Source organism: Rhizobium sp. KDH_Rht_773_N (assembly GCF_052946295.1).
On record NZ_CM129525.1, the window covers coordinates 2,401,541 to 2,425,058 of the forward strand.

Here is a 23,518-nt window from a genome sequence, read left to right on the forward strand (position 1 = left end):
GGAGGTAGTTCCATGGCGGGGAGTGCGACAGCAACGGCAGGTTCGATCCCGGCAGCGCCCGCGCATGCCGCCGATCGCATGGACCCGAGAAAGCTCATTGCCTTCTTCGCGATGGTGCTCGGCATGTTCATGTCGATCCTCGACATCCAGATCGTTTCTGCCTCGCTTGCGGAAATCCAGGCCGGCCTTTCCGCCGGCACGGACGAAATCGGCTGGGTGCAGACGGCCTATCTGATCGCCGAAGTCATCATGATCCCGCTGTCGGGCACGCTCGCGCGCATCATTTCGACGCGTTACCTCTTTGCGATTTCGGCCGCCGGCTTCACCATGTCGAGCGCACTGGCCGCGACGGCGACGAATATCGACCAGATGATCGTCTATCGCGCCATTCAAGGCTTTATCGGCGGCGGCATGATCCCCTCCGTCTTTGCCGCCGCCTTCACGATCTTCCCGCCGTCGAAGCGCGCGATCGTCTCGCCGATCATCGGCCTTATCGCGACGCTGGCGCCGACCATCGGCCCGACGGTCGGCGGTTATCTCAGCCACGCCTTCTCCTGGCACTGGCTGTTCCTGGTCAATATCGTGCCCGGTATCATCGTCACGCTCGTCACCTGGAACTTCATCGATTTCGACAAGCCGGAACTGTCGCTCTTCAGGAAGTTCGACTGGTACGGGCTGCTTGCCATGGGTGTCTTCCTCGGTGCGCTGGAATATGTGCTGGAAGAGGGCAATTCGAACGACTGGTTCAACGACAGCTATATTGTCGCGGGCGCCGTCGCATCGACCGTCGCTTGTGTCATCTTCTTCTACAGGGCCTTCACCGTGGAGTTCCCGGTCGTCGACCTGACGGCATTCTCGAACCGGAATTTTTCCTTCGGATCGGTCTTTTCCTTCGTCATGGGCATCGGCCTCTACGGGCTCACCTATATCTATCCCGTCTATCTCGGCCGCATCCGCGGCTACGATTCGCAGATGATCGGCGAGACGATGTTCGTATCGGGCCTTGCGATGTTCTTCACCGCGCCGATCGCCGGCCGGCTGTCGACCAAGCTCGACCTGCGCCTCATGATGGCGATCGGTTTCGTGAGCTTTGCGTCCGGCACCTACATCATGACGCATCTGACGCAGGACTGGGACTTCTACGAGCTTTTCATCCCGCAGATCCTGCGCGGCTTCGGCCTGATGATGTGCATGGTGCCGATCAACAATATCGCGCTTGGCACCCTGCCGCCGGCGCGTATTCGCGGCGCATCCGGCCTCTTCAACCTGACGCGCAACCTCGGCGGCGCTGTCGGCCTTGCGATCATCAATACGGTGCTGACCAGCCGCCAGGACGTGCATTACGAGCGCCTGCGCGAGAATGTGCACTGGGGCAATACCACCGCGATCGATCAGATGAACAACATGACCGCGAACTTCAACAGCTGGGGCCTGGACGGTGCCAATGTCGCCGTCAAGCAGATGGTTGGCCTGGCTACCAAGCAGGCGATGATCCTTTCCTTCGGTGACATCTTCCTGATGCTCACCGTCCTGTTCCTGGCGATGGTCCTTGGCGTCGTCATGATCAAGAAACCCGCGCCGCAAGGCGGCGGTGGCGGTGGCGGCCACTGACCTCCGGCCGTCATTCGCAAGAAAGGCCCTCTTCGGGGGGCCTTTTTGCTTTTCTGCACGGGCCGGTTTCCGATCCTTGAACGAGGGGTCGTTCAGCTTCCGCATTTTTTGATTTACGTACATCAAAATTGGCGCTAATGGTCTCGTCCAGGAGGAGTGATGAGGCCAACCGTTCATGATATCGCCGCTGCGGCGGGCGTCAGTCTTGCGACTGTGGACCGGGTCCTGAACCAGCGGCCGGGCGTGCGGCATGTGACGCGGGAGAAGGTCGAAACCGCGATCCGCGATCTCGGCTACGTGCGCGACGTGGCCGCCGCCAACCTCGCCAAGGGGCGCGTTTACCCGCTGACCTTCATCCTGCCCGCCAGCGACAATTCCTTCATGCACGGCCTCAACGCGGAAATCCGCGCGGCAATTGCGCGCTCGGCAGCCGAGCGCACCGATATCCGCATCGTCGAAGTGCCGGCTTTCGATCCGCAGGCGCTGGTGCGCGAGCTGGAAACGGTCGCCGCCGAAAAGCCTTCAGGTGTCGCGCTCGTGGCCACCGACGCACCCGATGTGCGCGCGGCTGTGGACCGGCTGGTCCATGACGGCATTCCGGTCGTCACGCTCGTTTCCGATCTGACGGGATCGCTGCGCCATCATTATGCCGGCGTCGACAATATCGCGGCAGGGCGAACTGCTGCGCGCCTGCTCGGCCGCTTCCTCGGCAGTGCCGCGGGCGAGATCGTCGTGCTGGCCGGTTCCATGCTCGTGCGCGACCATCGCGAACGCCTGGAAGGCTTTGCCTCCGTCATGGCGCAGGAGTTTCCGGCGCTGCATCTGCTGCCGGTGCTCGAGGGGCGCGACGACCCTGAAGTCGCCCATATGCTGATTGCGGATGCGCTTCGGAAAAACGGCGGCATCATCGGTATCTACAGCCTTGGCGCCGGCAATCGCGGTCTGATCCGGGCACTGAAGGAGAAGGCAGCCGACAGGACGCTGACGGTGGTCGCCCATGAATTGACGGCGCACACGCGGGCAGCGCTCATCGACGGCACGATCGACGCAATCCTCAATCAGGATGCTGGCCACGAGGTGCGCAGCGCGATCCGTGTTCTCAAGGCAAAAGCAGACGGGCTTGCGGTGATCGACGCGCAGGAGCGCATCCGCCTCGACATATTCCTGAAAGACAACCTGCCGTAACGGCAAAGGGAGAAACATCACATGTATCTGGGTCTCGATCTCGGCACCTCGGGCGTCAAGGCGATGCTGATCGACGGCGATCAGAAGATCGTCGGTTCCGCCAACGGTTCGCTCGACGTTTCGCGTCCGCATTCCGGCTGGTCCGAACAGGAGCCGGCTCATTGGGTGCGCGCCACGGAGGAGGCTGTCGCCGGCCTCAAGGCCAAACATCCGAAGGAGCTTGCCGCGGTCCGGGGTATCGGCCTTTCCGGGCAGATGCACGGCGCAACATTGCTCGACGCTTCCGACAAGGTGCTGCGCCCCTGCATCCTCTGGAACGATACGCGTTCCCATGTCGAGGCTGCGGCACTCGACGCCGATCCGCGCTTCCGCAAGCTAACCGGCAATATCGTTTTCCCCGGCTTTACCGCGCCGAAGCTTGCCTGGGTTGCCAAGAACGAGCCCGCGATCTTCGCCAAGGTCGCCAAGGTTCTGCTGCCGAAGGACTATCTGCGCCTCTGGCTGACCGGCGAGCACATTTCGGAAATGTCGGATTCGGCCGGCACGTCCTGGCTCGATACCGGCAAGCGCGCCTGGTCGTCCGAGCTGCTGGCCGCCACCAATCTCGACGAAAAGCAGATGCCGACACTGATCGAAGGTACGGAGCAGGGCGGCAAGCTGCGCGCCGAACTCGCCTCCGCCTGGGGCATTTCCGGCGAGGCCGTCGTTGCCGGCGGCGCCGGCGACAATGCGGCTTCGGCCTGCGGCATGGGTACGGTCAGCGATGGCGCCGCCTTCGTTTCGCTCGGCACGTCGGGTGTGCTCTTTGCCGCCAACGCCGCCTATCTGCCGAAGCCGGAAAGCGCCGTCCATGCCTTCTGCCATGCACTGCCGAATACCTGGCACCAGATGGGCGTCATCCTGTCGGCCACCGACGCGCTGAACTGGCATTCGTCCGTCACCGGCAAGTCGGCCGCCGATCTGACCGGCGAGCTCGGGGAAAGCCTGAAGGCCCCGACCGGCGTCACCTTCCTGCCCTATCTCTCGGGCGAGCGCACGCCGCATAATGATGCCGTCATCCGCGGCGCCTTCATCGGCCTCGAACATGAAAGCAGCCGTGTGGTGCTCACGCAGGCGGTGCTGGAAGGTGTGTCCTTCGCGATCCGCGACAATCTCGAAGCGCTGCGCTCGGCCGGCACGGATATTTCCCGCGTGACCGCGATCGGCGGCGGTTCGCGTTCGCGCTACTGGCTGGCTTCGATTGCGACCGCGCTCGGCGTTCCGGTCGACCTGCCGGCCGACGGCGATTTCGGTGCGGCCTTCGGTGCCGCCCGCCTCGGCCTGATCGCGGCAACGGGTGCGGATCCGGTTGCCGTCTGCACGCCGCCGGTCACGGCCGGCACGATCGAACCGGTCGCTGCGCTGAGCGGCGCCTATGAAGATGCCTACAAGCGCTACCGCGCGACCTATCCGGCGATCAAGTCGCTGGCGCATTGATCCATTCATAAGAGCTGAACCCAAGGAGAACCCAAATGAGCACCGGATTTTTCGGCGACATCCAGAAAGTGAAGTACGAAGGCCCAGACAGCACCAACCCGCTGGCCTTCCGCTACTACCAGCCGGACGAAATCGTTCTCGGCAAGCGCATGGAAGACCATCTGCGCTTTGCCGTCGCCTACTGGCACACGTTCACCTGGCCGGGCGGCGACCCCTTCGGCGGCCAGACCTTCCTGCGTCCGTGGTTCGAAGACACGATGAAGGCTGCAAAGCTCAAGGCTGACGTGGCCTTCGAATTCTTCTCGCTGCTCGGCGCGCCCTATTACTGCTTCCATGACGCCGATGTGCGCCCGGAAGGCAAGAATTTTGCCGAGAACACCAGGAACCTGAACGAGATCGTCGATTATTTCGCCGAGAAGCAGGCTGCCACCGGCACCAAGCTGCTCTGGGGTACGGCGAACCTCTTCTCGAACCGCCGCTACATGTCGGGTGCTGCGACCAACCCCGATCCGGATGTCTTTGCCTTCGCCGCCGCGACGGTCAAGACCTGCATCGACGCCACGCAGAAGCTCGGCGGCGAAAACTACGTTCTGTGGGGCGGCCGCGAAGGCTATGAAACCCTGCTCAACACCGATCTCGGCCGCGAGCTCGATCAGCTCGGCCGCTTCCTCAACCTCGTCGTCGAGTACAAGCACAAGATCGGCTTCAAGGGCACGATCCTCATCGAGCCGAAGCCGCAGGAGCCGACCAAGCACCAGTACGACTACGACGTCGCGACCGTCTACGGCTTCCTCAAGAAGCACGGCCTCGAAAACGAAGTGAAGCTCAACATCGAGCAGGGCCATGCGATCCTCGCCGGCCATTCCTTCGAGCACGAGCTGGCGCTTGCAAACGCGCTCGGCATTTTCGGCTCGATCGACATGAACCGCAACGACTACCAGTCCGGTTGGGATACGGACCAGTTCCCGAACAACGTTCCGGAAATGGCGCTTGCCTATTACCACGTCCTGGCGGGCGGCGGCTTCAAGACCGGCGGCACCAACTTCGACGCCAAGCTGCGCCGCCAGTCGCTCGATCCGGCAGACCTGCTCATCGGTCACATCGGCGGCATGGATTGCTGCGCCCGCGGCCTGAAGGCTGCCGCCAAGATGATCGAGGACAAGGCTCTCTCCAAGCCGCTCGCAGACCGCTATGCCGGCTGGGATTCGGCCGAAGGCCAGAAACTCTTCCGCGGCGAATACTCGCTGGAGGAAATCACGCAGTGGGTCGAGAGCAAGGACGTCAACCCGCAGCCGAAGTCCGGCAAGCAGGAGCTGCTCGAAAACATCGTCAACCGCTACGTCTGATACGGGTTTGATTTTCGATGAGGGCCGGGGAACGACAGTTCCCCGGCTTTTTTATGCGCGGATCGACATTGTTTGGTGCTCCCACCGTCCTAAATTCCAGCCGACGACCTACGGACGGGGATCGTTTCCATGACGGATACCGAGCTTTCAGATCTTTATCGCGGCTATATTGCTTGCCTGAACAGCCAGGACTGGCCGAATCTCAGCAATTTCGTGCATGAGGATGTCAGTTATAACGACAAGCGTATCGGGCTCTCCGGCTATCGTCAGATGCTCGAAGGCGATTTCCGGGCTATCCCGGACCTGTCCTTCGATATCGGCATGCTGGTCTGCGAGCCGCCGCGCATCGCGAGCCGCCTGCTTTTCGACTGCACGCCGAAAGGGATGCTGTTCGGTCTGCCGGTCAACGGCAGAAGGGTGCGCTTTGCCGAGAATGTCGTCTATGCGTTCATGGACGGCCGGATATTCGAGGTCTGGTCGGTCATCGACAAGGCGGCCATCGAGGCTCAGCTTTAGAACCCAGCCCGGTTATCGCTTCTGCCAGTTGCGTGGCGGCGCCGAGACCGAGTTGCGCACGACGAGATCCGGCCTGAGCAGGATTTCCGTTTCGGCGGGCCGGCCGTCGGAGAGGAGTTCCAGGAGCAGCGCCATGGCCTGTTTGCCGATCGCCGTGCGCGGCTGGCGGATCGTCGTCAGCGACGGGCTCATGAAGACGGCTTGCGGCACGTCATCGAAGCCGGTGACGGAGAAATCCTGCGGGATGTTGTAGCCGCGCGCATTGAGGCCGATCATGACGCCGATCGCCGTCTGGTCGTTGACGCACATGAAGGCGGTGGGCAGCGTATCGCGCATGAAGAGCTGCTCCACCGCATGGCGGCCGCTCTCGATCGTGCCGTCGCCTTCCAGCACGATACGCATGTCCTTCGGAACCTCGGCGGCGTCGAGACCGGCGTCATAGCCTTGCCGGCGACGGCTATAGGCAAGGCGCGTGCGGGAATCGCCGATAAAGGCGATCTTGCGATGGCCTTCCGCCAGAAGCAGGTCGACAGCCTTCCTCGCACCCTCGATATCGTCGACGCCGACATAGGGGATGCCGCCGTTGAAGACAGGTTCGAACACGCCGACGCTCGGCGGCAGCTGCGCCGTCACCATCTGATGGCCGAAGGGCAGGATGCCGGTAAAGAGGATGAGGCCAGCCGCCTGGTTGGAGCTGAAGAATTTCAGATATTCGAGGCCGCGCTGCGCATCGTTCTGCGTATGGCCGATCAGCACGCCATAGCCATGGGCGCGGGCCTCGTTTTCCAGTCCGATCAGGATGTTGGAAAAATTCGGGTCGCCGATATCGGGTGCCACGACCAGAATCATGTTGGAACGGCCAAGCCGCAGGCTGCGCGCCATGGCGTTGGTCGTATAACCGGTGATGGCGATCGCCTGGTTGACCTTCAGCCGCGTGGAATTGGCCACCTTTTCGGGCGTGTGGATTGCCCGGGAAACCGTCGCGATGGAAACCTCGGCGATCCGGGCGACGTCTTCGATCGTTGCGGGCGTGGAATTCGACACGGGGGCTCTGCCTTGGGCTGTCTTCGCCGCACACTACACAGACTCGCCGGGAGGTCAAAGGCAGCCGCCAACAAGTCTGTGTAAATCAATCATGTAAACCTTTACATGCCCGATGTAAAGGTTTACATATGCTTGGCATAAGCGGATGGGAGCCGCAGGAGGAAGTTATGACCGAGACCGCAGAGGCTGCGCCAGTGGTGTTGTCCGCCAGGCGCATATGCAAGTCTTTCAGCGGCGTGCAGGTTCTTTTCAGCGTCAATTTCGATCTTCGCGCCGGTGAAATCCACGCGCTGATGGGTGAAAACGGCGCCGGCAAGTCGACCCTCGTCAAGATCCTTTCCGGTTTCGAGCAGCCCACATCGGGCGAGATTCTGCTTGACGGCAAGCCCGTGGTTCTGCCGCCGAACGGCGCGGCCGAGGCGCTCGGGATCGTCATCATCCATCAGGAGTTCAATCTTGCAGAACATCTGACGGTGACAGAGAGCCTGTTCCTCGGTCGCGAGGTGACGCATTTCGGCGTGCTCGACCGCAAGTACATGCGGGCGGAAACCCGTCGCGTGCTGGATATGCTCGGTTCCCATGTCGATGAGAATGCGATGATCAGCTCGCTCTCGATCGCCGAGAAGCAGATGGTCGAGATTGCCAAGGCGATCAGCCGCGATGCGCGCGTCGTCTTCATGGACGAGCCGACGGCGGTGCTGTCGCGCGAGGAAACCAACATCCTCTTCAAGCAGGTGCGCAAGCTGCGCGACCAGGGGACGAGCTTCGTCTTCGTTTCCCACAAGCTCGACGAGGTCATGGAGCTGACCGACAAGGTCACTGTCCTGCGCGACGGTCAGTGGGTGAAGACGGCGCCGACCTCCATGCTGGACGGAGAGTCCATCGCGCAGCTGATGGTCGGCCGTGAGCTTTCGAGCCTCTATCCCGCCAAGGTGGAGCCCGATGTCGACGAGGAGATCGTTCTTCGCGTCAGCGGGGTATCGACCGGCTACGTGCAGGATGCGAGCTTCGATGTGCGCAAGGGCGAGGTCATCGGCTTTTCCGGCCTCATCGGATCGGGGCGTACGGAATTGATGGAGGCGATCGCCGGGCTGCGCTCGCGGCTTTCGGGTGAGGTCGTCATCCACGGGGAAAGCGTACATTCGGGCGATGCGCGTGCGGCCAATCGCGCCGGCCTTGCCTATATGACCAAGGATCGCAAGTCGAAGGGACTGCTGCTCGGTTCAGGCATGATCGCCAACCTGACGCTCCAGTCTCTGGAACGGCATGTCAGCCATGGCTATCTGAGCCCGAGCAGCGAGGCGGCGGCCCTTGCCAAGGCCAGGCGGCGTTTCGATATCCGCGTGCGCGATGGCAATATCGTTGCCGGGCGCATGTCCGGCGGCAACCAGCAGAAGCTGCTTCTCGCCAAGGTGATGGAAACCGAGCCGCAGATCATCATCATCGACGAACCGACACGCGGCATCGATGTCGGCACCAAGCAGCAGATCTATCATTTCATCTCCGCGCTCGCCCGCGACGGGCGGTCGATCATCGTCGTGTCTTCGGAAATGCCCGAGGTGATCGGGCTCTGCACGCGGGTCGCCGTCATGCGCGAAGGACGGATCGTCGGCATCCTCGAAGGGGATGAAATTTCGGAACAGGAAATCATGCGTTACGCCGCAGGGCTGAAGCGTCAGGCGGCTGCCTGACGCCGGCAAGGCGCGCCAAGGGCTGGGTGCGCAACAGACAGGATGCCCAGCAATAATGGGACGGGAGGTTCGTTTTGGACATGAGTGTTAACGAGGAGACCAGGGAAATCCGGCGCAGATCCTGGCGTGACGTCGATCTGCGCGCGGTTGCGCCCTTTGCCGCGCTGGTCTTGCTCCTCATCGTGGGCGCGATGGTCAATCCGAATTTCATCGGCATCACCAACCTGACCAATGTCGCGACGCGTTGCGCCTTCATCGCCATCATCGCTGTCGGCGCAACCTTCGTGATTTCGGCCGGCGACCTCGACCTCTCCGTCGGCTCGATGGTCGCTTTCGTCGCCAGCCTTATGATCCTGCTCATCAATTCCGGCGTCATCGCCGATCCGGTGCTGATGCTGACGGCTGCCGTCGTCTTCGCCGTGGTCGCCGGCGCGCTCTGCGGTCTCGCAAACGGCCTTATCACGACGGTCGGCAAGATCGAGCCTTTCATTGCAACGCTCGGTACGATGGGCATCTATCGCGGCCTGACGACTTGGTTGTCGCAGGGCGGTGCGATCACGCTGCGTTCGGCCGATATCCAGACGCTTTATCGCCCGGCCTATTTCGGCAATATCCTCGGCATCCCCGTGCCGATCGTCGTTATCCTTGTCGTCACCGCTGTTGCGGCCTTCATTCTCTACCGCACGCGCTACGGCCGTCATGTCGTGGCGGTCGGCTCCAACAGCGACGTTGCCCGCTATTCCGGCATTGCGGTCAATCGCGTGCGCACGATCGCCTTCGTCATCCAGGGTCTCTGCGTGGCGATCGCCGTGCTTCTTTACGTTCCGCGCCTCGGCTCGACCTCGGCAACGACCGGCATCCTGTGGGAGCTGCAGGCGATCACGGCTGTGGTCGTCGGCGGTACGGCGCTGAAGGGCGGTGCGGGCCGCGTCTGGGGCACGATCTGCGGCGCCTTCATTCTCGAGCTCGTCGGCAACATCATGCTGCTTTCGAACTTCATCAGCGAATACCTCATCGGCGCGATCCAGGGTGCGATCATCATCATCGCCATGCTGGTGCAGCGGTCGCTGGTGCGCAAATCGTAAGGCGGAGCTGCTTTTGGGATTGGCCGGGTATCCAGGGCACCCGGCCCGGATTGAACAAGTCCCTGATATTTTTGGGAGGAAATAGCATGCGCAAGCTCATGTTGGGTCTGGCGGTTGCGGGGGTGGCTTTTGCCGGCGCAGCCTACGCCCAGGACAAGAACTACACAATCGGCGTGTCCATTCCGGCCGCCGACCACGGCTGGACGTCGGGCGTCGTGTTCCATGCCGAGCGCGTTGCCAAGAAGCTGATGGCCGAACATCCGGGCCTGAACGTGATCGTCAAGACCTCGCCGGATGCGGCGACGCAGGCAAATGCCGTGCAGGACCTCGATACGCAGGGCATTGACGCTCTGGTGATCCTGCCGTCGGATCCGGATCCGCTCGTCAACGCCATCAAGGAAGTCAAGGACAAGGGCAAGTTCGTGGCGCTTGTCGACCGCGCGCCGTCGAACAACGACAATTCCGTGCGTGACCTCTACGTCGCCGGCAACAACCCGGCGCTCGGCGAAGTCGCCGGCAAGTACATTGCCGAAAAGACGCCGGAGGCTCAGGTCGTCGTCATCCGCGGCCTGCCGATCCCGATCGACCAGCAGCGCCAGGACGGTTTCGACAAGGGCATTGCCGGCTCGAAGGTCAAGGTTCTCGATCGCCAGTACGGCAACTGGAACCGCGACGATGCCTTCAAGGTCATGCAGGACTACCTGACCAAGTACCCGAAGATCGACGTCGTATGGTGCCAGGACGACGACATGGCTGTAGGCGTTCTCCAGGCCATCGAGCAGGCCAAGCGCACCGACATCCAGTATGTCGTTGCCGGCGCCGGTTCCAAGGACATGATCAAGAAGGTCATGGACGGCGACAAGCTGATCCCGGTCGATGTTCTCTATCCGCCGGCAATGGTCGGCACGGCCATGGAACTGACGGCTGCCTCGCTCTACGATCAGGTTCCGGTTCACGGCAACTACATCCTCGACGCGACGCTCGTCACCAAGGAGAACGCCAAGAACTTCTACTTCCCGGATTCTCCGTTCTGATATCTGCTTTCATCGATGCGCCCATTCGACAGGATGGGCGCATTTTTCATGCCTTCAGACAAGTTGCAGCCAAAATGCGCTACGTACCTCTTGCCGATCCGCGGCGAGCGTGATTAGGTCCAGACCGCGTTGATTTTCGGCTCACCCGCTCAAATCCATCGCATTGGCGGGGAGGCGCCTTTTCTTTACCGGACGGCGCACTAAGATTTCTCGAAAACGTTTACGATCGATATTCAGGGAGGAAACTGACATGAAGACGATCAAGGGACCCGGCCTGTTCCTCGGGCAGTTCGCGGGCGATACCGCGCCTTTCAATTCCTGGGACGCGATCACCAAGTGGGCGGCCGATATCGGCTACAAAGGCGTGCAGGTTCCGACCTGGGCAAGCCAGCTCATCGATCTCAAGAAGGCAGCGACGTCCAAGGATTACTGCGACGAGTTCGCAGGCAAGGCGCGCGAAAACGGTGTCGAGATCACCGAGCTTTCCACCCACCTGCAGGGGCAGCTCGTTGCCGTTCATCCTGCCTATGACGAAGCCTTCGACGGTTTTGCCGCACCGGAAGTGCGCGGCAACCCGAAGGCACGTCAGGAATGGGCCGTGCAGCAGGTCAAGTATGCGCTGACGGCTTCCAAGAACCTCGGCCTCAAGGCCCATGCGACCTTCTCCGGCGCGCTCGCCTGGCCCTTCATCTATCCCTGGCCGCAGCGTCCGGCCGGTCTCGTCGAGACCGCTTTCGACGAGCTGGCCCGCCGCTGGAAGCCGATCCTCGATCATGCCGATGAAAACGGCATCGATGTCTGCTACGAAATCCATCCGGGCGAAGACCTGCACGATGGCATCACCTACGAGATGTTCCTGGAACGCGTCGGCAACCATCCGCGCGCCAACATGCTCTATGACCCGTCGCACTACGTGCTGCAGTGCCTCGACTATCTCGACAATATCGACATCTACAAAGACCGGATCAAGATGTTCCACGTCAAGGATGCCGAGTTCAACCCGACCGGACGCCAGGGCGTCTATGGCGGCTATCAGGGCTGGGTCGAGCGTGCCGGCCGCTTCCGTTCGCTGGGCGACGGCCAGGTCGATTTCGGCGCCGTCTTCTCCAAGATGACCGCCAACAATTTTGACGGCTGGGCCGTGGTCGAATGGGAATGCGCGCTGAAGCATCCGGAAGACGGTGCCCGTGAAGGCGCCGAATTCGTTGCGGCGCACATCATCCGCGTCACCGAAAAGGCCTTCGACGATTTTGCTGCCGGCGGCACCGATCAGGCCGCCAACCGGCGCATGCTGGGTCTGGCATAAGCCGGTTTCGAGAATCGAGGAGTATACTATGGCAATCGAAGCATCATCCGAACAGACCCGCGAGCCGCGCATCCGGCTCGGCATGGTGGGCGGCGGGGCAGGGGCCTTCATCGGCGCCGTCCACCGCATCGCGGCGCGTATCGACGACCAGTATGACCTGATCGCCGGCGCGCTGTCGTCCACGCCGGAAAAGGCCGTTCAGTCCGGTCGCGATCTCGGCCTTGATCCGTCGCGCACCTATTCCAGCTACCGGGAAATGGCGATCCGCGAAGCCAAGCTGAAGAACGGTATCGAAGCCGTTTCCATCGTCACGCCGAACCATGTGCATTATGACGCGGCCAAGGAATTCCTGCGCCGCGGCATCCATGTCATCTGCGACAAGCCGCTGACCTCCAACCTCGCCGACGCCAAGAAGCTGAAGAAGGTTGCCGACGAGAGCGGCGCGCTGTTCATCCTGACGCACAACTACACCGGCTATCCGATGGTTCGTCAGGCGCGCGAAATGGTCGCCAACGGCGAACTCGGCGATATCCGCATCGTCCAGGCCGAATATCCGCAGGACTGGCTGACGGAAGCGATCGAACAGTCCGGCCAGAAGCAGGCGGCATGGCGCACCGACCCGGCCCAGTCGGGTGTCGGCGGTTCGACCGGCGATATCGGCACGCATGCCTATAACCTGGCTTCGTTCATCACCGGCCTCGAACTCGACAGCCTTGCTGCCGATCTCGACAGTTTCGTGCCGGGCCGTCGTCTTGACGACAACGCCCATGTGATGCTGCGCTTCAAGGCCAAGGGTTCGGAAAAGCCGGCCAAGGGCATGCTCTGGTGCAGCCAGGTAGCGCCCGGCCACGAGAACGGCCTCAAGGTGCGCATCTATGGCACCAAGGGCGGTATCGAATGGGTCCAGGCCGATCCGAACTATCTCTGGTACACGCCGTTCGGCGAGCCGAAGCGGCTGATTACCCGCAACGGCGCCGGCTCCGGCGCGGCCGCGGCCCGCGTTTCGCGCATCCCGTCCGGTCATCCGGAAGGCTATCTGGAAGCTTTTGCGACGATCTATACGGAAGCCGCACACGCCATCAACGCCCACAAGAAGGGCAAGGCGGTTGACAAGGCCGTGGTCTACCCGACCGTCGACGACGGTGTGAAGGGCGTGGCTTTCGTCGAGGCTTGCGTCGCCTCGTCCAAGCGCAACGGCGCCTGGGTCAAGGTCTGAGTTTCCGCGCCGAGAGGCATCCATTGCCTGAAACGCCGGGGTGGTCGATATCGCCCCGGCGTTTTCATTTGCGGCGATCAGGCTGCGGCCGGTGTGCGGCCGCGCTTCAGCAGGTTATCGAGGCTGAACGGGCCTGCGCCGGCGGCAAAGATATAGAGGAAGACGAAACAGAACAAGATTGCGGCAACGCCGCCATTCTGCGCCGGGTAGAGGCTCTTCGACGCATGGCCGATGAAATAGGCGAAGGCCATCAGGCCCGAAAGCACGAAAGCTGCGAGGCGGGTCTGGAAACCGATGAGAACCAGGAAGCCGAGCGTGAGCTCAAGAAGGCCGGCGACCCAGGGCAGCGAGCCGACGGGCGGTACGCTGGCTGCTGCCGGGAAATGCAGGATCTTCTGCGTTCCGTAGCTGAAAAGCACGAGGGACGAGACGATGCGCAGCAGGCTCAGGAAATGCGGCTGCAGCAAATGGATCGAAGAGAGCATTCGGTTCCTTTCATATTGTGATGCTCTTTCCGGTGTAAGGATCGACGTTGTGACCGCAAATCACGACTGCTGACATTGGCGTTACGAGATCGGGCAGGCAGCCGCATGTGGCAGGCTTGCCGCTTTCCAAGGTTTCTTCCTGCAACGTTGCAGTTTTTGGGTTGGCCGGCCTGTACTTTGAGCGCGGGCTTGGCTAAACCCCGCGCAAACGGTCAGTCCACATGCTGAGAGATGGGATTTACAGATGATCGATCCGAAAACGCTTGCCGAGCGCTTCCCCGGCGATTTCACCTTCGGCGTCGCCACCGCCGCCTTCCAGATCGAAGGCGCCAGCAAGGCCGATGGCCGCAAGCCGTCCATCTGGGACGCCTTCTGCAACATGCCTGGCCGCGTCTACAATCGCGACAACGGTGACGTGGCGTGCGACCACTATAACCGGCTGGAGCAGGATCTCGACCTCATCAAGGAGATGGGCGTTGATGCCTATCGCTTCTCGATCGCCTGGCCGCGCATCATTCCCGACGGCACGGGTCCCGTGAACGAAGCCGGCCTCGACTTCTACGACCGGCTCGTCGACGGCTGCAAGGCGCGCGGCATCAAGACCTTCGCGACGCTCTATCACTGGGACCTGCCGCTGCTGCTCGCCGGCGACGGCGGCTGGACGGCGCGCTCGACGGCTTACGCCTATCAGCGTTATGCCAAGACGGTGATGAACCGCCTCGGCGATCGTCTCGACAGCGTCGCCACCTTCAACGAGCCCTGGTGCATCGTGTGGCTCAGCCACCTCTACGGCATCCATGCGCCGGGCGAGCGCAACATGCAGGCTGCCCTTCACGCCATGCACTACATGAACCTGGCGCACGGTCTCGGCGTCGAGGCGATCCGTTCGGAAGCGCCCAATGTGCCTGTCGGTCTGGTGCTCAACGCCTCGTCGATCATTCCGGGCTCCGATAGCGCCGCCGATCTTGCCGCCGGCGAGCGGGCGCACCAGTTCCATAACGGCGCCTTCTTCGACCCGGTCTTCAAGGGCGAGTACCCGAAGGAATTCGTCGAGGCGCTTGGCGATCGCATGCCAGTCATCGAGGAGGGCGATCTCAAGATCATCAGCCAGAAGCTCGACTGGTGGGGCCTCAACTACTACAAGCCGGAACGTGTCGCCGACGATGCAAGCCGCAAGGGCGATTTCCCCTGGACGGTGGAAGCGCCTCCGGCCAGCGACGTGAAGACCGATATCGGCTGGGAAGTCTATTCGCCGGGCCTCAAGCTGCTCGTCGAAGATCTCTATCGCCGTTACGACCTGCCGGAATGCTACATCACCGAGAACGGCGCCTGCGACAATACCGGCGTCGTCAACGGCGAGGTCGATGACGTCATGCGCCTCGACTATGTCAGCGACCATCTCAACGTCGTTGCCGACCTCATCAAGGACGGTTATCCGATGCGCGGCTATTTTGCCTGGAGCCTGATGGACAATTTCGAATGGGCGGAAGGCTATCGCATGCGCTTCGGCCTCGTGCATGTCGATTACGAAACGCAGGTGCGCACCGTCAAGAAGAGCGGGAAGTGGTATCGCGAGCTCGCCAGCCAGTTTCCGAAGGGCAATCACAAGGCCGCCTGAGCCACCGTATTCGGCAGGGCATTCGTGCCCTGCCGTTTCAGATCGAATTCAGCTTCCGGGCCGCAGCGAGACGTTTTCCCCGTGTCATTTTCCGCCCGTCGCGGAAATTGAGGACAAGCAGCGAAAGCTGGGCGCAGCCGGCCAGCACTTCCAGCGCCTGCAAGGCATAAAAAAGACTGTCGAAAAGACCGGCCGCCGCCCGCAGGTATAGCAGAATTGCCAGCGGCAGCAGGATCAGCAGCCCGTTTGCGGCGATGAGCTTCATGCGTCGACGCTTGCGTTCGATAGAAGGCGAATGACGATCGCGGGCAAGCGAAAAGCCGCTGCCGCCGGTGATTGCCAGTGCCGGGATCAGCAGACAGAGGCCGGTCAGGATCGTTTTCTTGACGGTGACAATAGCGGCCTCCTCCAGAAGAAGTTCCGAGATCAGCGTTGCGGCCAGAAAACCGGCAATCAGGATCATGGCAAGAGTGCCTGCGCCGGCGTGAACGATCGTTTTCATAGCAGTTCCTCGTCTTGTGCGGCGTCCTGCGCCAGCCGTTCGTCGAACCTGTTCAGAAGATCGAGCGCTGCCCGCAGTTCTTGTGCGTCCAGTCCATCTGCAAGTGTGTTGGCCCAGCCGGTGTGAAGCGCGGTTATCCGCCGGTAGCTCTCGGCGCCTTGCGCTGTCAGCACGTAGAAAGGCGATCGCTGATGGCGCGGGTTGGCCCGCTTTTCGATGAAGCCGTCCTCCTCGAGCTTGTTCACCTGTTTTTGGGCGCCCTGACGGGTCATGCCCATCATCTCGGCAATTCCGGGTACGGTGACAGGACCGGAAGATAGCGAAATCGCTCCGAGCACCTGCCATCGGGCGCTGGTGAGGTTCAGCGGTGCGCCCAGCCGGTCGCCGCCATCCAGCAGCCGTCCGTTGATGCGGAAGACCATCAGCATGATGTCCGTCAGCAAATCGGCTTCGATCGTGCGCTTCAAGATTCCCGATCTCCGTTTCCATTATGGAAACTAGTTACCATTATGGAAAATAGTTGTCAATCTTGAGGGGCGTGAGATCGTCAAGTAATCTGAGCCGGATTCTTGATAGTTGTCATGATTTTAAGCGTTTTTTGACCCTTGGCTGCGAAGATTTCCTGAACGGGGAGTTGTATGAATTGCCGGCAGTCTTGAGGTCTAAAAGCAACGGGTCGGGATTGGGCCGCCATACCACAGTTACTGGCGTGCTTTTTTCCTTCGCAGTCATTGTTGCTGTCGTCACCATCATGGTTTTGACGGCGCTGGAGCGCGTGTCTGAAAATGCCAACGTGCTCGACGACGAGCGCTCGCGCGAGACCACTGTCGGCGCACTCAAGACCTTCGAGGATCAGCTTGCCGCCACGCTCGACGACTATGCCGCCTGGGACGACGCGGCCGCCAATGTCTACCGGGCAGACGGCATGGCATGGACGATCAGCAATTACGGAGAAATGTCCGTCAACAGCCCTCTCTTCGATACGGCAATCGTCGTCGATGACGAGAAGAAGACCGTCATGGCCTATCAGGATGGTCTGCCCATGCAGAAGCCGGTGGGCGATTTCTTTGCGCCTGCTCTCTGGCAGCTTTTGGACAGGGCTCGTGCGCCCGACGCCGGCGACAAGCCGCAGGCGACGGGTTTCATCAGGACCGAAAGGGGCATTGCCGCCGTCGGCATCGCGCTCGTGCGCGAGAAGTCCGGTGCGCTGGACGTGCCTGCCGGTCAGCATCGCTACCTAATTTTCGCCAGGCATCTCGATGATGCGAAAATTTCCGCTCTCGGCGCCACCTACGTGCTGAACGGGTTGCGGCTCGTGCCTGCGGATTTCGCCTCGGCCTATTCGGTCGAAATCGCAGATCCCACTCGCACGGTTCTTGGCAAGCTTGTCTGGGTGTCGCGCTCGCCGGGAGATATCGGTTATGCGCAGGTGCGGCCCATGGTCATCCAGGCGCTTGGTCTGGTCGGCCTGTTCTTTGCCGTCCTGCTCATTATCGGCTGGCTTGCCGGGCGGCGTCTCAAGGCGGAGGAAAACAGCGCGCGTGAGGAAACGCTCCGCGATCGCCTCAGCGGCCTCTCCAACCGCGATGGCCTGGGCCTTGCCGTCGACAGCTTCGTGGCGCAGGCACGGCAGACGAAGCGGAACGTCCTGCTGCTCTATCTCGATCTCGATGGATTCAAGGAAGTCAACGACAGCTACGGCCACGGCACCGGCGACCAGCTGATCCGCGCGGTCGCGGCGGGACTGGACGTGCTGATCCCGGACGGTGCCGTGCTTGCGCGCATCGGCGGGGATGAATTCGCAATCGCTTTCCTTTCGGAGGCGGAGAATGCGGCCGCGCTGCAGCTTGCCGAGCAGATCCTCGATTTCCTTGCCGAGCCGCTTGAGGTCGGCCGTCGTATCGTCGTGGTCGGCGCCAGCATCGGCATTGCCATGTCGCCGCTGGGCTCGATCGATCGCGAAGAACTGGTCCGCCGCGCCGATCTCGCCATGTACAAGGCGAAGGAAGCCGGTCGCGCCCGCATGACGCTCTACGATCCGGCCATGGATACCGATCGCGCGCAGCGCAATGCGCTGGAGCTCGATCTGCGCATGGCGATCGAAAGCGGCGACCTCACGCTTGCCTATCAGCCGCTTGTCGATGCCGCGACGCATGAGATGACCGGCGTCGAAGCGCTGGTGCGCTGGAACAGGCCCGGCCACGGCCCGGTTTCGCCGGAGATTTTCATCCCCATCGCCGAGACCAGCGGGCTCATTGAATCGCTCGGCCTTTTCGTGCTGCGCAAGGCCTGTGAGACGGCAAAACAGTGGCCGGAGCTGAAGATCTCGGTCAACGTCTCACCGGGCCAGTTCCGCAATCCGGCTTTCACCGATTACGTGCGCTACGTGCTGAAGCAGACGGAGATCGAGGCGAGCCACGTCACGCTGGAAATCACCGAAGGTTATATGATCCAGAACCCGCAGCGCACGCGCCAGTCGATCGAGCGCCTGAAGTCGCTTGGCGTGAAGGTGGCGCTCGACGACTTCGGCTCCGGTTTCTCGTCGATCGGCTATCTGCGCCAGTTCGGCTTCGACCGCATCAAGATCGACCGCTCGCTGGTGACGGATATCACCACCGACGACCGGCAGCGGGAAATGCTGCAGGCGACGGTCGCGCTCGCACGTGCGCTCGATATCCCGGTCACGGCAGAGGGTATCGAAACCGAGGAGCAGGCCGTCGCATTGCGGCTCTTCGGCAGCGACTGCCTGCAAGGGTACTTCTTCGGAAAGCCGATGTCGGCCGAGCAGATCAACGACCTGTTGCAGGAGCGGCGCGAAGCCCGGGTCCTGCGCCGGATCGCAGGCTGAACCGGCGCTTAATCCCTTTGTCGTCACGCAAGTCCGGACGTGGTGCCGCGCACCTTTGCCGAAGCCGCGTCAGGTGCCGATATGTTTCTGGCCACGCTTCCTGGCAAGCGCGATCTGGTGCTGGCGCTGACGGTAGCGCAGGCGGTCCTCTTCGCTGCGGGTATGATAACAATTGCTGCAGGAAACGCCCTCCTCGTAATAGGGCGAAGTGACCTCTTGCGCCGTGATCGGATTGCGGCAGGCATGGCAGAGTTTGTGCTCGCCTTCCTTCAGCCCATGTTCGACCGAAACGCGCTCGTCGAAGACGAAGCAGGCGCCGTCCCAGATGCTTTCTTCCTGCGGCACTTCCTCCAGATATTTCAGGATGCCGCCCTTGAGGTGGTAGACCTCATCGAAACCCTGTTCCTTCATGAAGGCCGTCGCCTTCTCGCAACGGATGCCGCCGGTGCAATACATGGCGATCCTCGGCTTGTTGTGCAGGCCGGGATTGTTGCGCACCCAGTCCGGAAACTCGCGGAAGGTCTTGGTCTTCGGATCAACGGCGCCGCGGAAGGTGCCGATCGCCGTCTCGTAGTCGTTGCGCGTGTCGATCACGATCGTATCGGGATCGGAGATCAGGGCATTCCAGTCGCCGGGGTCGACATAGGTGCCAACCACCTTGTTGGGGTCGATATTCTCGACGCCCATGGTGACGATTTCCTTCTTCAGCTTCACCTTCATGCGCAGGAAGGGCATCTTGGAAGCACGGCTTTCCTTATGCTCGAGCGCGGCGAACTCCGGCTGGGCGCGCAGGAAAGCGAGCACGGTGCGGATGCCGGCGTCCGGACCGGCAATCGTGCCGTTGATGCCTTCATGGGCAAGCAGAAGCGTGCCCTTGACGCCATTTTCCTCGCAGAGCGCCTGCAAGGGCTGCTGCAGGCTTTCGTATCGCGGCAGCGAGACGAAATGGTAAAGTGCTGCCACGAGGAAGGGGCTTGTCTGGATCGCGTTTTCGGTCATGCGCGTGGAAATACAGAAGGTGTCGTCCTTGCGCAATAACATTACGCAAGGGCGCTCGCGTTTGACGCCTCAAGGGGCCGGCGGGAAATCGGTCGAGAAGGCGGTTTCCTTCTGCCCCTCGATGCAGGCAAGGCGCTCGCCGAGCGCTTTCATGATGGCCGTATAGGAGTCGCTGCCAAGCACGATGCGTTTCGGTGCAGGAGACTGGTCGGCGCTGGAGATGATGATTTCCACCATCCTGGCGGGATCGCCAATCGGCAGCCGCGAGCGATCCTGCAGTATCGTGTGCACCAAACCGGCGGGCGTGCCCTGATAGGCGTCGATCTTCGTTCCGACCTGTGCGTTGCCGAAGCGGAATTCCGTACGGGCGCCGCCGGGCTCGACAATGGTTACGCCGATGTTGAAAGGGGCAAGCTCCTGCACCATTGCTTCGAAGAAGCCCTCCGCTCCCCATTTGCTCGCATGATAGAGCGAGCCGCCAGCCATCGCCGCAAGGCCGCCATAGGTGGATATCTGAACGATGCGCCCGCCGCCCTGGGCACGCAGATGCGGAACGGCCGCCCGCACGAGGTGGATCGGCCCGGCCAGATTGGTTGCGATCTGATGGTCGATCTGTGTGTCCGACAGTTCCTCGGCCGCCCCGAACAGGCCGTAGCCGGCATTGCTGACCACAATGTCGATGCGCCCCAACTCGGCAAAGGCGCTGTTCACCACGGCGCGGATGCCCGCGACATCGATCATGTCCAATTGCGCTATCCAGAGCCGGTCGCCGTAGAGCGCCTTGAGGTCATCGGCTGCAGTGGCCTTGCGGATAGTGCCCGCAACACGCTCGCCGCGCGACAGCAGGCGCTCGGCCATGAGACGACCGAAGCCGCTGGAGATGCCGGTAATAAACCAGATACGTTCCATCATTGAGAGCCTTTCTAACTAACCAGTTAGACAGTTAACTAGATCTATCTAACCGGTTAGTCAAGTGATAGGGCTGGAGCAGCTGGAAAGGAATCGGATTGCATGCGCAACGCGGAACTGAGCAAGGAGAAGATACTGGCGGCAGCCCTTCGGGAGTTCTCCGATTTCGGCATTGCCGGCGCGCGCGTGGACCGCATCGCCAAAGCTGCGGGATGCAACAAGAATCTCATCTATATCTATTTCGAGAGCAAGGAAGCGCTGTTCGAGACTATCCTGCGCAAGCACCTTACGCGGATCTATGAGGAACTGCATTTCACGCCGGAAGACCTGCCCGATTATGCCGCGCGCATCGTCGATTTTGCCATGGCAAATCCCGATCTCATGCGCCTGCTTGCCTGGTTCGGGCTCGAGCGGAAGGTCGGCAGCCCGGCTGAACGCAGCACTTCGGCCAGGAAGAAGGTCGCGGCCCTTGCCGAAGCGCAGGCGCAAGGCATAGTGGATGCTCGTTTTCCACCTGCTTTCCTGCTGACAATCATCATGTCGATTTCGACGGCCTGGACGGCCGTCAATCCTTTCGGACCATCCTTCGATCAGGAGGGGGCAGAAGACCTGAGCGCCTTGCGCCGAAGAGTATCCGAAGTCGTGCGGCTCCTGGTCAGGCCTCCTGCCAGGTGATGGGGACTACTGTCGGCGTGCCTGCCATTGCGCATGGGAGCGCATGCCGAAAGCGGCGTCGGGCTTCTCGTCAAGCACGCTCAGGAATTCGATGGAATGACCGTCGGGATCGTTGAAATAGAGCGAGAGCGCCGGCACCCAGCCGATGACGATCGGTTCGGTGATCGGCTCGCCGTGGAAGCCGTGCAGTTTCAGCCCCTTGTCGATCAGCAGCGCCGGCGCCCGCATCATTTCGTCCCGCGACAGGCGAAAGGCCATGTGCAGGCGCATCTTCAGGGGGCCGGTGCCGGTTTCCCAGAGGCCGAGCATGCCGTTCTCCCTGCCGTTCACCCAGAAGAAGGCGATGCGGCGGTCGGGAAATTCTGCGGCGAGTTCCAGGCCCAGAATATCGCGGTAGAAGGGAACGGAAACCTTCAGATCGGCGACGGTGAGATGGGTTTCGTAGATCCCTTGGATCCGCGGGGTTGCGGCATTGTCGGCAGACATGTCTTCCTCGGCGGGTTGATTGACCGGCCAAGGCTAGGATCTCAACCAAAGTTGAGGTCAACAGATAAAATTCATCAGTTGCGGATCGAGACCCAGAGCAGTTCGAGACGCTGCGCTTCGTCATCCGGATCGTCGCCATAGAGCGTTTCGGCGCTGCGCAGCGCCTCGCTCCGATCCTGCTGCTGGCGGAAGATGATGGCATCCAGCAGATGGGCGAGATCGTCGTTGCGGGTGAAGAGTTGCGGCTCTGCCTCCACGAGACCCGAGAGCACGGAGAGATCGTTTATATGGCCGAGCCGTTCGACGATATCCTTGGCGAAATCGCGCTTGGCCTTCATGGCGCTTGGCCAGAGGTCGCGCAGAAGCGAGTGATAGAGGCGATAATCGTAAGTGCGCTTGCGCAGCTCATGAAAATCTTCGGCCGCGGCCTCCTCGTGGCAGGCATCGAGCGCCTCTCTGGCGCGCGATGCCGTCCGGCGCCAGCTCTTTGCCAGCATGCGGGCATTCTTGCGGTGGCTGTTGTCGAAGACGACGTCGTCGAGCGCCGCAATCGCCTCCCGCAGGCGGCCGGCAGCGTCGTGCAGCCTTTGTTCCAGGTCGCTTTCGGCCTCCGCCATCCAGTCGCGCCGAGCTTCGAGAATGGCGACGATACGGCCGAGCGCCTCGGCCTCTTCCGGGTTTCGGGCGTTTTCCTGCAGGTAACACGCAGTGCCGACGATTGCTGCGGCATCGCGGATCGTGGAGAGCGACCGTGCCGTTTCCCGCAGCCGTGCATTTTCGCGCTTCTGGAATTCCGGCACTTCCCGAGACACCAGACGATAGAGCGAGCGCAGCCGCTTGATATTCTTGCGGAAGGCATGGATCGCCTCATGGGCGCCTTCCGGCCGCTTATCGAGAACGGTGATGGCGCGCGTCAGTTGCTCCTCGGCGGCGCTTCGGAACTCGTCGGTAAAGTCGGCCTCAGGCCGTATGCGATAGCCCATGCCTGTCGTGCTCAAATTCTGTAGCCAGCGCCTGATTGGAATAGCGGAAATCGCCGGTGACCTCGCGGCCAAGCCAGGCGGGCAGGGGAGGATTGTCGGTTTCGGCCTGCATTTCGACTTCGGCGATGACGAGGCCACGATGGGCGCCGGCAAAGACATCGACTTCCCAGACGAAACCTTCATAGGGGACGCGGTAACGCGTCTTTTCGATGACGATACCGATGGCGTTTTCCAGCAGTTCCTCGGCGTCGGCGACGGGGATCTCATACTCGAATTCGTCGCGGGTGAGCGTGCCGCGGCCGATCTTCATCGTCAGCCGCGCGGTCTTCCCATCAAGGATACGAATACGCACCGAGCGGTCATCCATGGAGGCGACGTAGCCCTGTTTCAGGACCGATTTGGACTCTGCGGCAGAGCGCCATGCTTCGCCACGTACGAGGAACTTCCGTTCGATCTCTTTCGCCATACGAATGAACCTTTTGTGACGATCACGGCACGGTAGC

Annotated in this window: 22 protein-coding genes; 13 read left to right on the forward strand and 9 right to left on the reverse strand. The window is 61.7% G+C overall.

Going from position 1 to position 23,518, the window contains the following annotated elements; genetic code table 11:
- Positions 1-12 precede the first annotated feature (12 nt).
- The 5 genes from ACU8HS_RS12020 to ACU8HS_RS12040 all read left to right on the forward strand — a co-directional run bounded on the left by ACU8HS_RS12020 (position 13) and on the right by ACU8HS_RS12040 (position 6,134).
- A complete protein-coding gene (locus ACU8HS_RS12020; RefSeq protein ID WP_112757291.1) occupies positions 13-1,611 on the forward strand; it encodes a DHA2 family efflux MFS transporter permease subunit in 1,599 nt (532 codons plus the stop codon).
- A 159-nt stretch (positions 1,612-1,770) separates the two neighbouring features.
- The gene (locus ACU8HS_RS12025; protein WP_112703772.1) at positions 1,771-2,796 is read left to right on the forward strand and encodes a LacI family DNA-binding transcriptional regulator; all 1,026 of its coding nucleotides are present in this window, start codon (positions 1,771-1,773) and stop codon (positions 2,794-2,796) included.
- A gap of 21 nt (positions 2,797-2,817) precedes the next feature.
- A complete protein-coding gene (xylB, locus tag ACU8HS_RS12030) occupies positions 2,818-4,272 on the forward strand; it encodes a xylulokinase (protein WP_112563593.1) in 1,455 nt (484 codons plus the stop codon).
- Between the two features lie 35 nt (positions 4,273-4,307).
- Positions 4,308-5,618: a xylose isomerase gene (gene xylA / locus ACU8HS_RS12035; protein WP_112703771.1), complete on the forward strand. Its 1,311-nt coding sequence runs from the start codon at positions 4,308-4,310 to the stop codon at positions 5,616-5,618.
- Positions 5,619-5,747: 129 nt separating this feature from the next.
- The gene (locus ACU8HS_RS12040) at positions 5,748-6,134 is read left to right on the forward strand and encodes an ester cyclase (protein ID WP_112703770.1); all 387 of its coding nucleotides are present in this window, start codon (positions 5,748-5,750) and stop codon (positions 6,132-6,134) included.
- 12 nt (positions 6,135-6,146) lie between these two features.
- On the opposite strand, the gene ACU8HS_RS12045 is transcribed toward ACU8HS_RS12040, so the two are convergent.
- Positions 6,147-7,178: a LacI family DNA-binding transcriptional regulator gene (locus ACU8HS_RS12045; protein WP_112563599.1), complete on the reverse strand. Its 1,032-nt coding sequence runs from the start codon at positions 7,176-7,178 to the stop codon at positions 6,147-6,149.
- 167 nt (positions 7,179-7,345) lie between these two features.
- On the opposite strand from ACU8HS_RS12045, the gene ACU8HS_RS12050 reads away from it, so the two are divergent.
- From ACU8HS_RS12050 to ACU8HS_RS12070, 5 genes are all read left to right on the forward strand, one after another.
- Positions 7,346-8,869 (forward strand): sugar ABC transporter ATP-binding protein, encoded by a 1,524-nt coding sequence (locus tag ACU8HS_RS12050; RefSeq protein ID WP_377310811.1) that lies wholly within the window; start codon positions 7,346-7,348, stop codon positions 8,867-8,869.
- An 80-nt stretch (positions 8,870-8,949) separates the two neighbouring features.
- The gene (locus tag ACU8HS_RS12055) at positions 8,950-9,954 is read left to right on the forward strand and encodes an ABC transporter permease (protein ID WP_113412871.1); all 1,005 of its coding nucleotides are present in this window, start codon (positions 8,950-8,952) and stop codon (positions 9,952-9,954) included.
- 86 nt (positions 9,955-10,040) lie between these two features.
- Complete coding sequence (locus tag ACU8HS_RS12060; protein ID WP_112563605.1) at positions 10,041-10,988, forward strand: substrate-binding domain-containing protein; 948 nt, start codon at positions 10,041-10,043, stop codon at positions 10,986-10,988.
- Positions 10,989-11,238: 250 nt separating this feature from the next.
- Positions 11,239-12,294, forward strand: coding sequence for a sugar phosphate isomerase/epimerase family protein (locus ACU8HS_RS12065; protein WP_112703768.1), 1,056 nt, complete (start codon positions 11,239-11,241; stop codon positions 12,292-12,294).
- A gap of 28 nt (positions 12,295-12,322) precedes the next feature.
- On the forward strand, positions 12,323-13,510 hold the full coding sequence (locus ACU8HS_RS12070) for a Gfo/Idh/MocA family protein (RefSeq protein ID WP_112563609.1): 1,188 nt from the start codon (positions 12,323-12,325) through the stop codon (positions 13,508-13,510).
- Between the two features lie 77 nt (positions 13,511-13,587).
- On the opposite strand, the gene ACU8HS_RS12075 is transcribed toward ACU8HS_RS12070, so the two are convergent.
- The gene (locus ACU8HS_RS12075) at positions 13,588-13,995 is read right to left on the reverse strand and encodes a DoxX family protein (protein ID WP_112563611.1); all 408 of its coding nucleotides are present in this window, start codon (positions 13,993-13,995) and stop codon (positions 13,588-13,590) included.
- Positions 13,996-14,239: 244 nt separating this feature from the next.
- Between ACU8HS_RS12075 and ACU8HS_RS12080 the strand changes: the two genes are divergently transcribed.
- Positions 14,240-15,613, forward strand: coding sequence for a GH1 family beta-glucosidase (locus ACU8HS_RS12080; protein WP_112563613.1), 1,374 nt, complete (start codon positions 14,240-14,242; stop codon positions 15,611-15,613).
- A gap of 37 nt (positions 15,614-15,650) precedes the next feature.
- Here the strand turns inward: ACU8HS_RS12080 and ACU8HS_RS12085 are convergent, their stop codons facing one another.
- On the reverse strand, positions 15,651-16,115 hold the full coding sequence (locus ACU8HS_RS12085; RefSeq protein ID WP_112755813.1) for a hypothetical protein: 465 nt from the start codon (positions 16,113-16,115) through the stop codon (positions 15,651-15,653).
- Positions 16,112-16,582, reverse strand: coding sequence for a MarR family winged helix-turn-helix transcriptional regulator (locus tag ACU8HS_RS12090; protein WP_112754778.1), 471 nt, complete (start codon positions 16,580-16,582; stop codon positions 16,112-16,114). Before ACU8HS_RS12090 ends, ACU8HS_RS12085 begins: the two co-directional genes overlap by 4 nt.
- A gap of 176 nt (positions 16,583-16,758) precedes the next feature.
- Here ACU8HS_RS12090 and ACU8HS_RS12095 point away from each other — a divergent pair, with 176 nt between their 5' ends.
- Entirely contained in the window at positions 16,759-18,963 is a 2,205-nt protein-coding gene (locus tag ACU8HS_RS12095; protein WP_447014464.1) for a putative bifunctional diguanylate cyclase/phosphodiesterase, read from the forward strand.
- Positions 18,964-19,032: 69 nt separating this feature from the next.
- Here ACU8HS_RS12095 and trhO read toward each other — a convergent pair whose 3' ends face one another.
- Positions 19,033-19,962: an oxygen-dependent tRNA uridine(34) hydroxylase TrhO gene (trhO, locus tag ACU8HS_RS12100; RefSeq protein ID WP_447015902.1), complete on the reverse strand. Its 930-nt coding sequence runs from the start codon at positions 19,960-19,962 to the stop codon at positions 19,033-19,035.
- A gap of 69 nt (positions 19,963-20,031) precedes the next feature.
- Positions 20,032-20,874, reverse strand: a complete 843-nt coding sequence (locus ACU8HS_RS12105; protein ID WP_447014465.1) for an SDR family oxidoreductase — start codon at positions 20,872-20,874, stop codon at positions 20,032-20,034.
- A gap of 99 nt (positions 20,875-20,973) precedes the next feature.
- Between ACU8HS_RS12105 and ACU8HS_RS12110 the strand changes: the two genes are divergently transcribed.
- On the forward strand, positions 20,974-21,546 hold the full coding sequence (locus ACU8HS_RS12110; protein ID WP_447014466.1) for a TetR family transcriptional regulator: 573 nt from the start codon (positions 20,974-20,976) through the stop codon (positions 21,544-21,546).
- A gap of 6 nt (positions 21,547-21,552) precedes the next feature.
- On the opposite strand, the gene ACU8HS_RS12115 is transcribed toward ACU8HS_RS12110, so the two are convergent.
- The 3 genes from ACU8HS_RS12115 to ACU8HS_RS12125 form a co-directional block, all read right to left on the reverse strand.
- Entirely contained in the window at positions 21,553-22,032 is a 480-nt protein-coding gene (locus ACU8HS_RS12115) for a VOC family protein (RefSeq protein ID WP_447014467.1), read from the reverse strand.
- A 74-nt stretch (positions 22,033-22,106) separates the two neighbouring features.
- Complete coding sequence (locus tag ACU8HS_RS12120; RefSeq protein ID WP_112754772.1) at positions 22,107-23,015, reverse strand: CHAD domain-containing protein; 909 nt, start codon at positions 23,013-23,015, stop codon at positions 22,107-22,109.
- Positions 22,993-23,481: a CYTH domain-containing protein gene (locus ACU8HS_RS12125; RefSeq protein ID WP_112563625.1), complete on the reverse strand. Its 489-nt coding sequence runs from the start codon at positions 23,479-23,481 to the stop codon at positions 22,993-22,995. Before ACU8HS_RS12125 ends, ACU8HS_RS12120 begins: the two co-directional genes overlap by 23 nt.
- Positions 23,482-23,518: the final 37 nt, after the last annotated feature.

Excerpts from the sequence above, each read along its gene's own strand:
- ACU8HS_RS12075 (WP_112563611.1), bottom strand. The coding sequence starts at position 13,995 with ATGCTCTCTTCGATCCATTTGCTGCAGCCGCATTTCCTGAGCCTGCTG.
- ACU8HS_RS12055 (WP_113412871.1), top strand. The coding sequence starts at position 8,950 with ATGAGTGTTAACGAGGAGACCAGGGAAATCCGGCGCAGATCCTGGCGT.
- ACU8HS_RS12115 (WP_447014467.1), bottom strand. The coding sequence starts at position 22,032 with ATGTCTGCCGACAATGCCGCAACCCCGCGGATCCAAGGGATCTACGAA.
- ACU8HS_RS12060 (WP_112563605.1), top strand. The coding sequence starts at position 10,041 with ATGCGCAAGCTCATGTTGGGTCTGGCGGTTGCGGGGGTGGCTTTTGCC.
- ACU8HS_RS12110 (WP_447014466.1), top strand. The coding sequence starts at position 20,974 with ATGCGCAACGCGGAACTGAGCAAGGAGAAGATACTGGCGGCAGCCCTT.
- ACU8HS_RS12020 (WP_112757291.1), top strand. The coding sequence starts at position 13 with ATGGCGGGGAGTGCGACAGCAACGGCAGGTTCGATCCCGGCAGCGCCC.
- ACU8HS_RS12050 (WP_377310811.1), top strand. The coding sequence starts at position 7,346 with ATGACCGAGACCGCAGAGGCTGCGCCAGTGGTGTTGTCCGCCAGGCGC.
- xylB (WP_112563593.1), top strand. The coding sequence starts at position 2,818 with ATGTATCTGGGTCTCGATCTCGGCACCTCGGGCGTCAAGGCGATGCTG.
- xylA (WP_112703771.1), top strand. The coding sequence starts at position 4,308 with ATGAGCACCGGATTTTTCGGCGACATCCAGAAAGTGAAGTACGAAGGC.
- trhO (WP_447015902.1), bottom strand. The coding sequence starts at position 19,962 with ATGACCGAAAACGCGATCCAGACAAGCCCCTTCCTCGTGGCAGCACTT.
- ACU8HS_RS12040 (WP_112703770.1), top strand. The coding sequence starts at position 5,748 with ATGACGGATACCGAGCTTTCAGATCTTTATCGCGGCTATATTGCTTGC.
- ACU8HS_RS12085 (WP_112755813.1), bottom strand. The coding sequence starts at position 16,115 with ATGAAAACGATCGTTCACGCCGGCGCAGGCACTCTTGCCATGATCCTG.
- ACU8HS_RS12065 (WP_112703768.1), top strand. The coding sequence starts at position 11,239 with ATGAAGACGATCAAGGGACCCGGCCTGTTCCTCGGGCAGTTCGCGGGC.
- ACU8HS_RS12025 (WP_112703772.1), top strand. The coding sequence starts at position 1,771 with ATGAGGCCAACCGTTCATGATATCGCCGCTGCGGCGGGCGTCAGTCTT.
- ACU8HS_RS12105 (WP_447014465.1), bottom strand. The coding sequence starts at position 20,874 with ATGATGGAACGTATCTGGTTTATTACCGGCATCTCCAGCGGCTTCGGT.
- ACU8HS_RS12070 (WP_112563609.1), top strand. The coding sequence starts at position 12,323 with ATGGCAATCGAAGCATCATCCGAACAGACCCGCGAGCCGCGCATCCGG.
- ACU8HS_RS12125 (WP_112563625.1), bottom strand. The coding sequence starts at position 23,481 with ATGGCGAAAGAGATCGAACGGAAGTTCCTCGTACGTGGCGAAGCATGG.
- ACU8HS_RS12120 (WP_112754772.1), bottom strand. The coding sequence starts at position 23,015 with ATGGGCTATCGCATACGGCCTGAGGCCGACTTTACCGACGAGTTCCGA.
- ACU8HS_RS12080 (WP_112563613.1), top strand. The coding sequence starts at position 14,240 with ATGATCGATCCGAAAACGCTTGCCGAGCGCTTCCCCGGCGATTTCACC.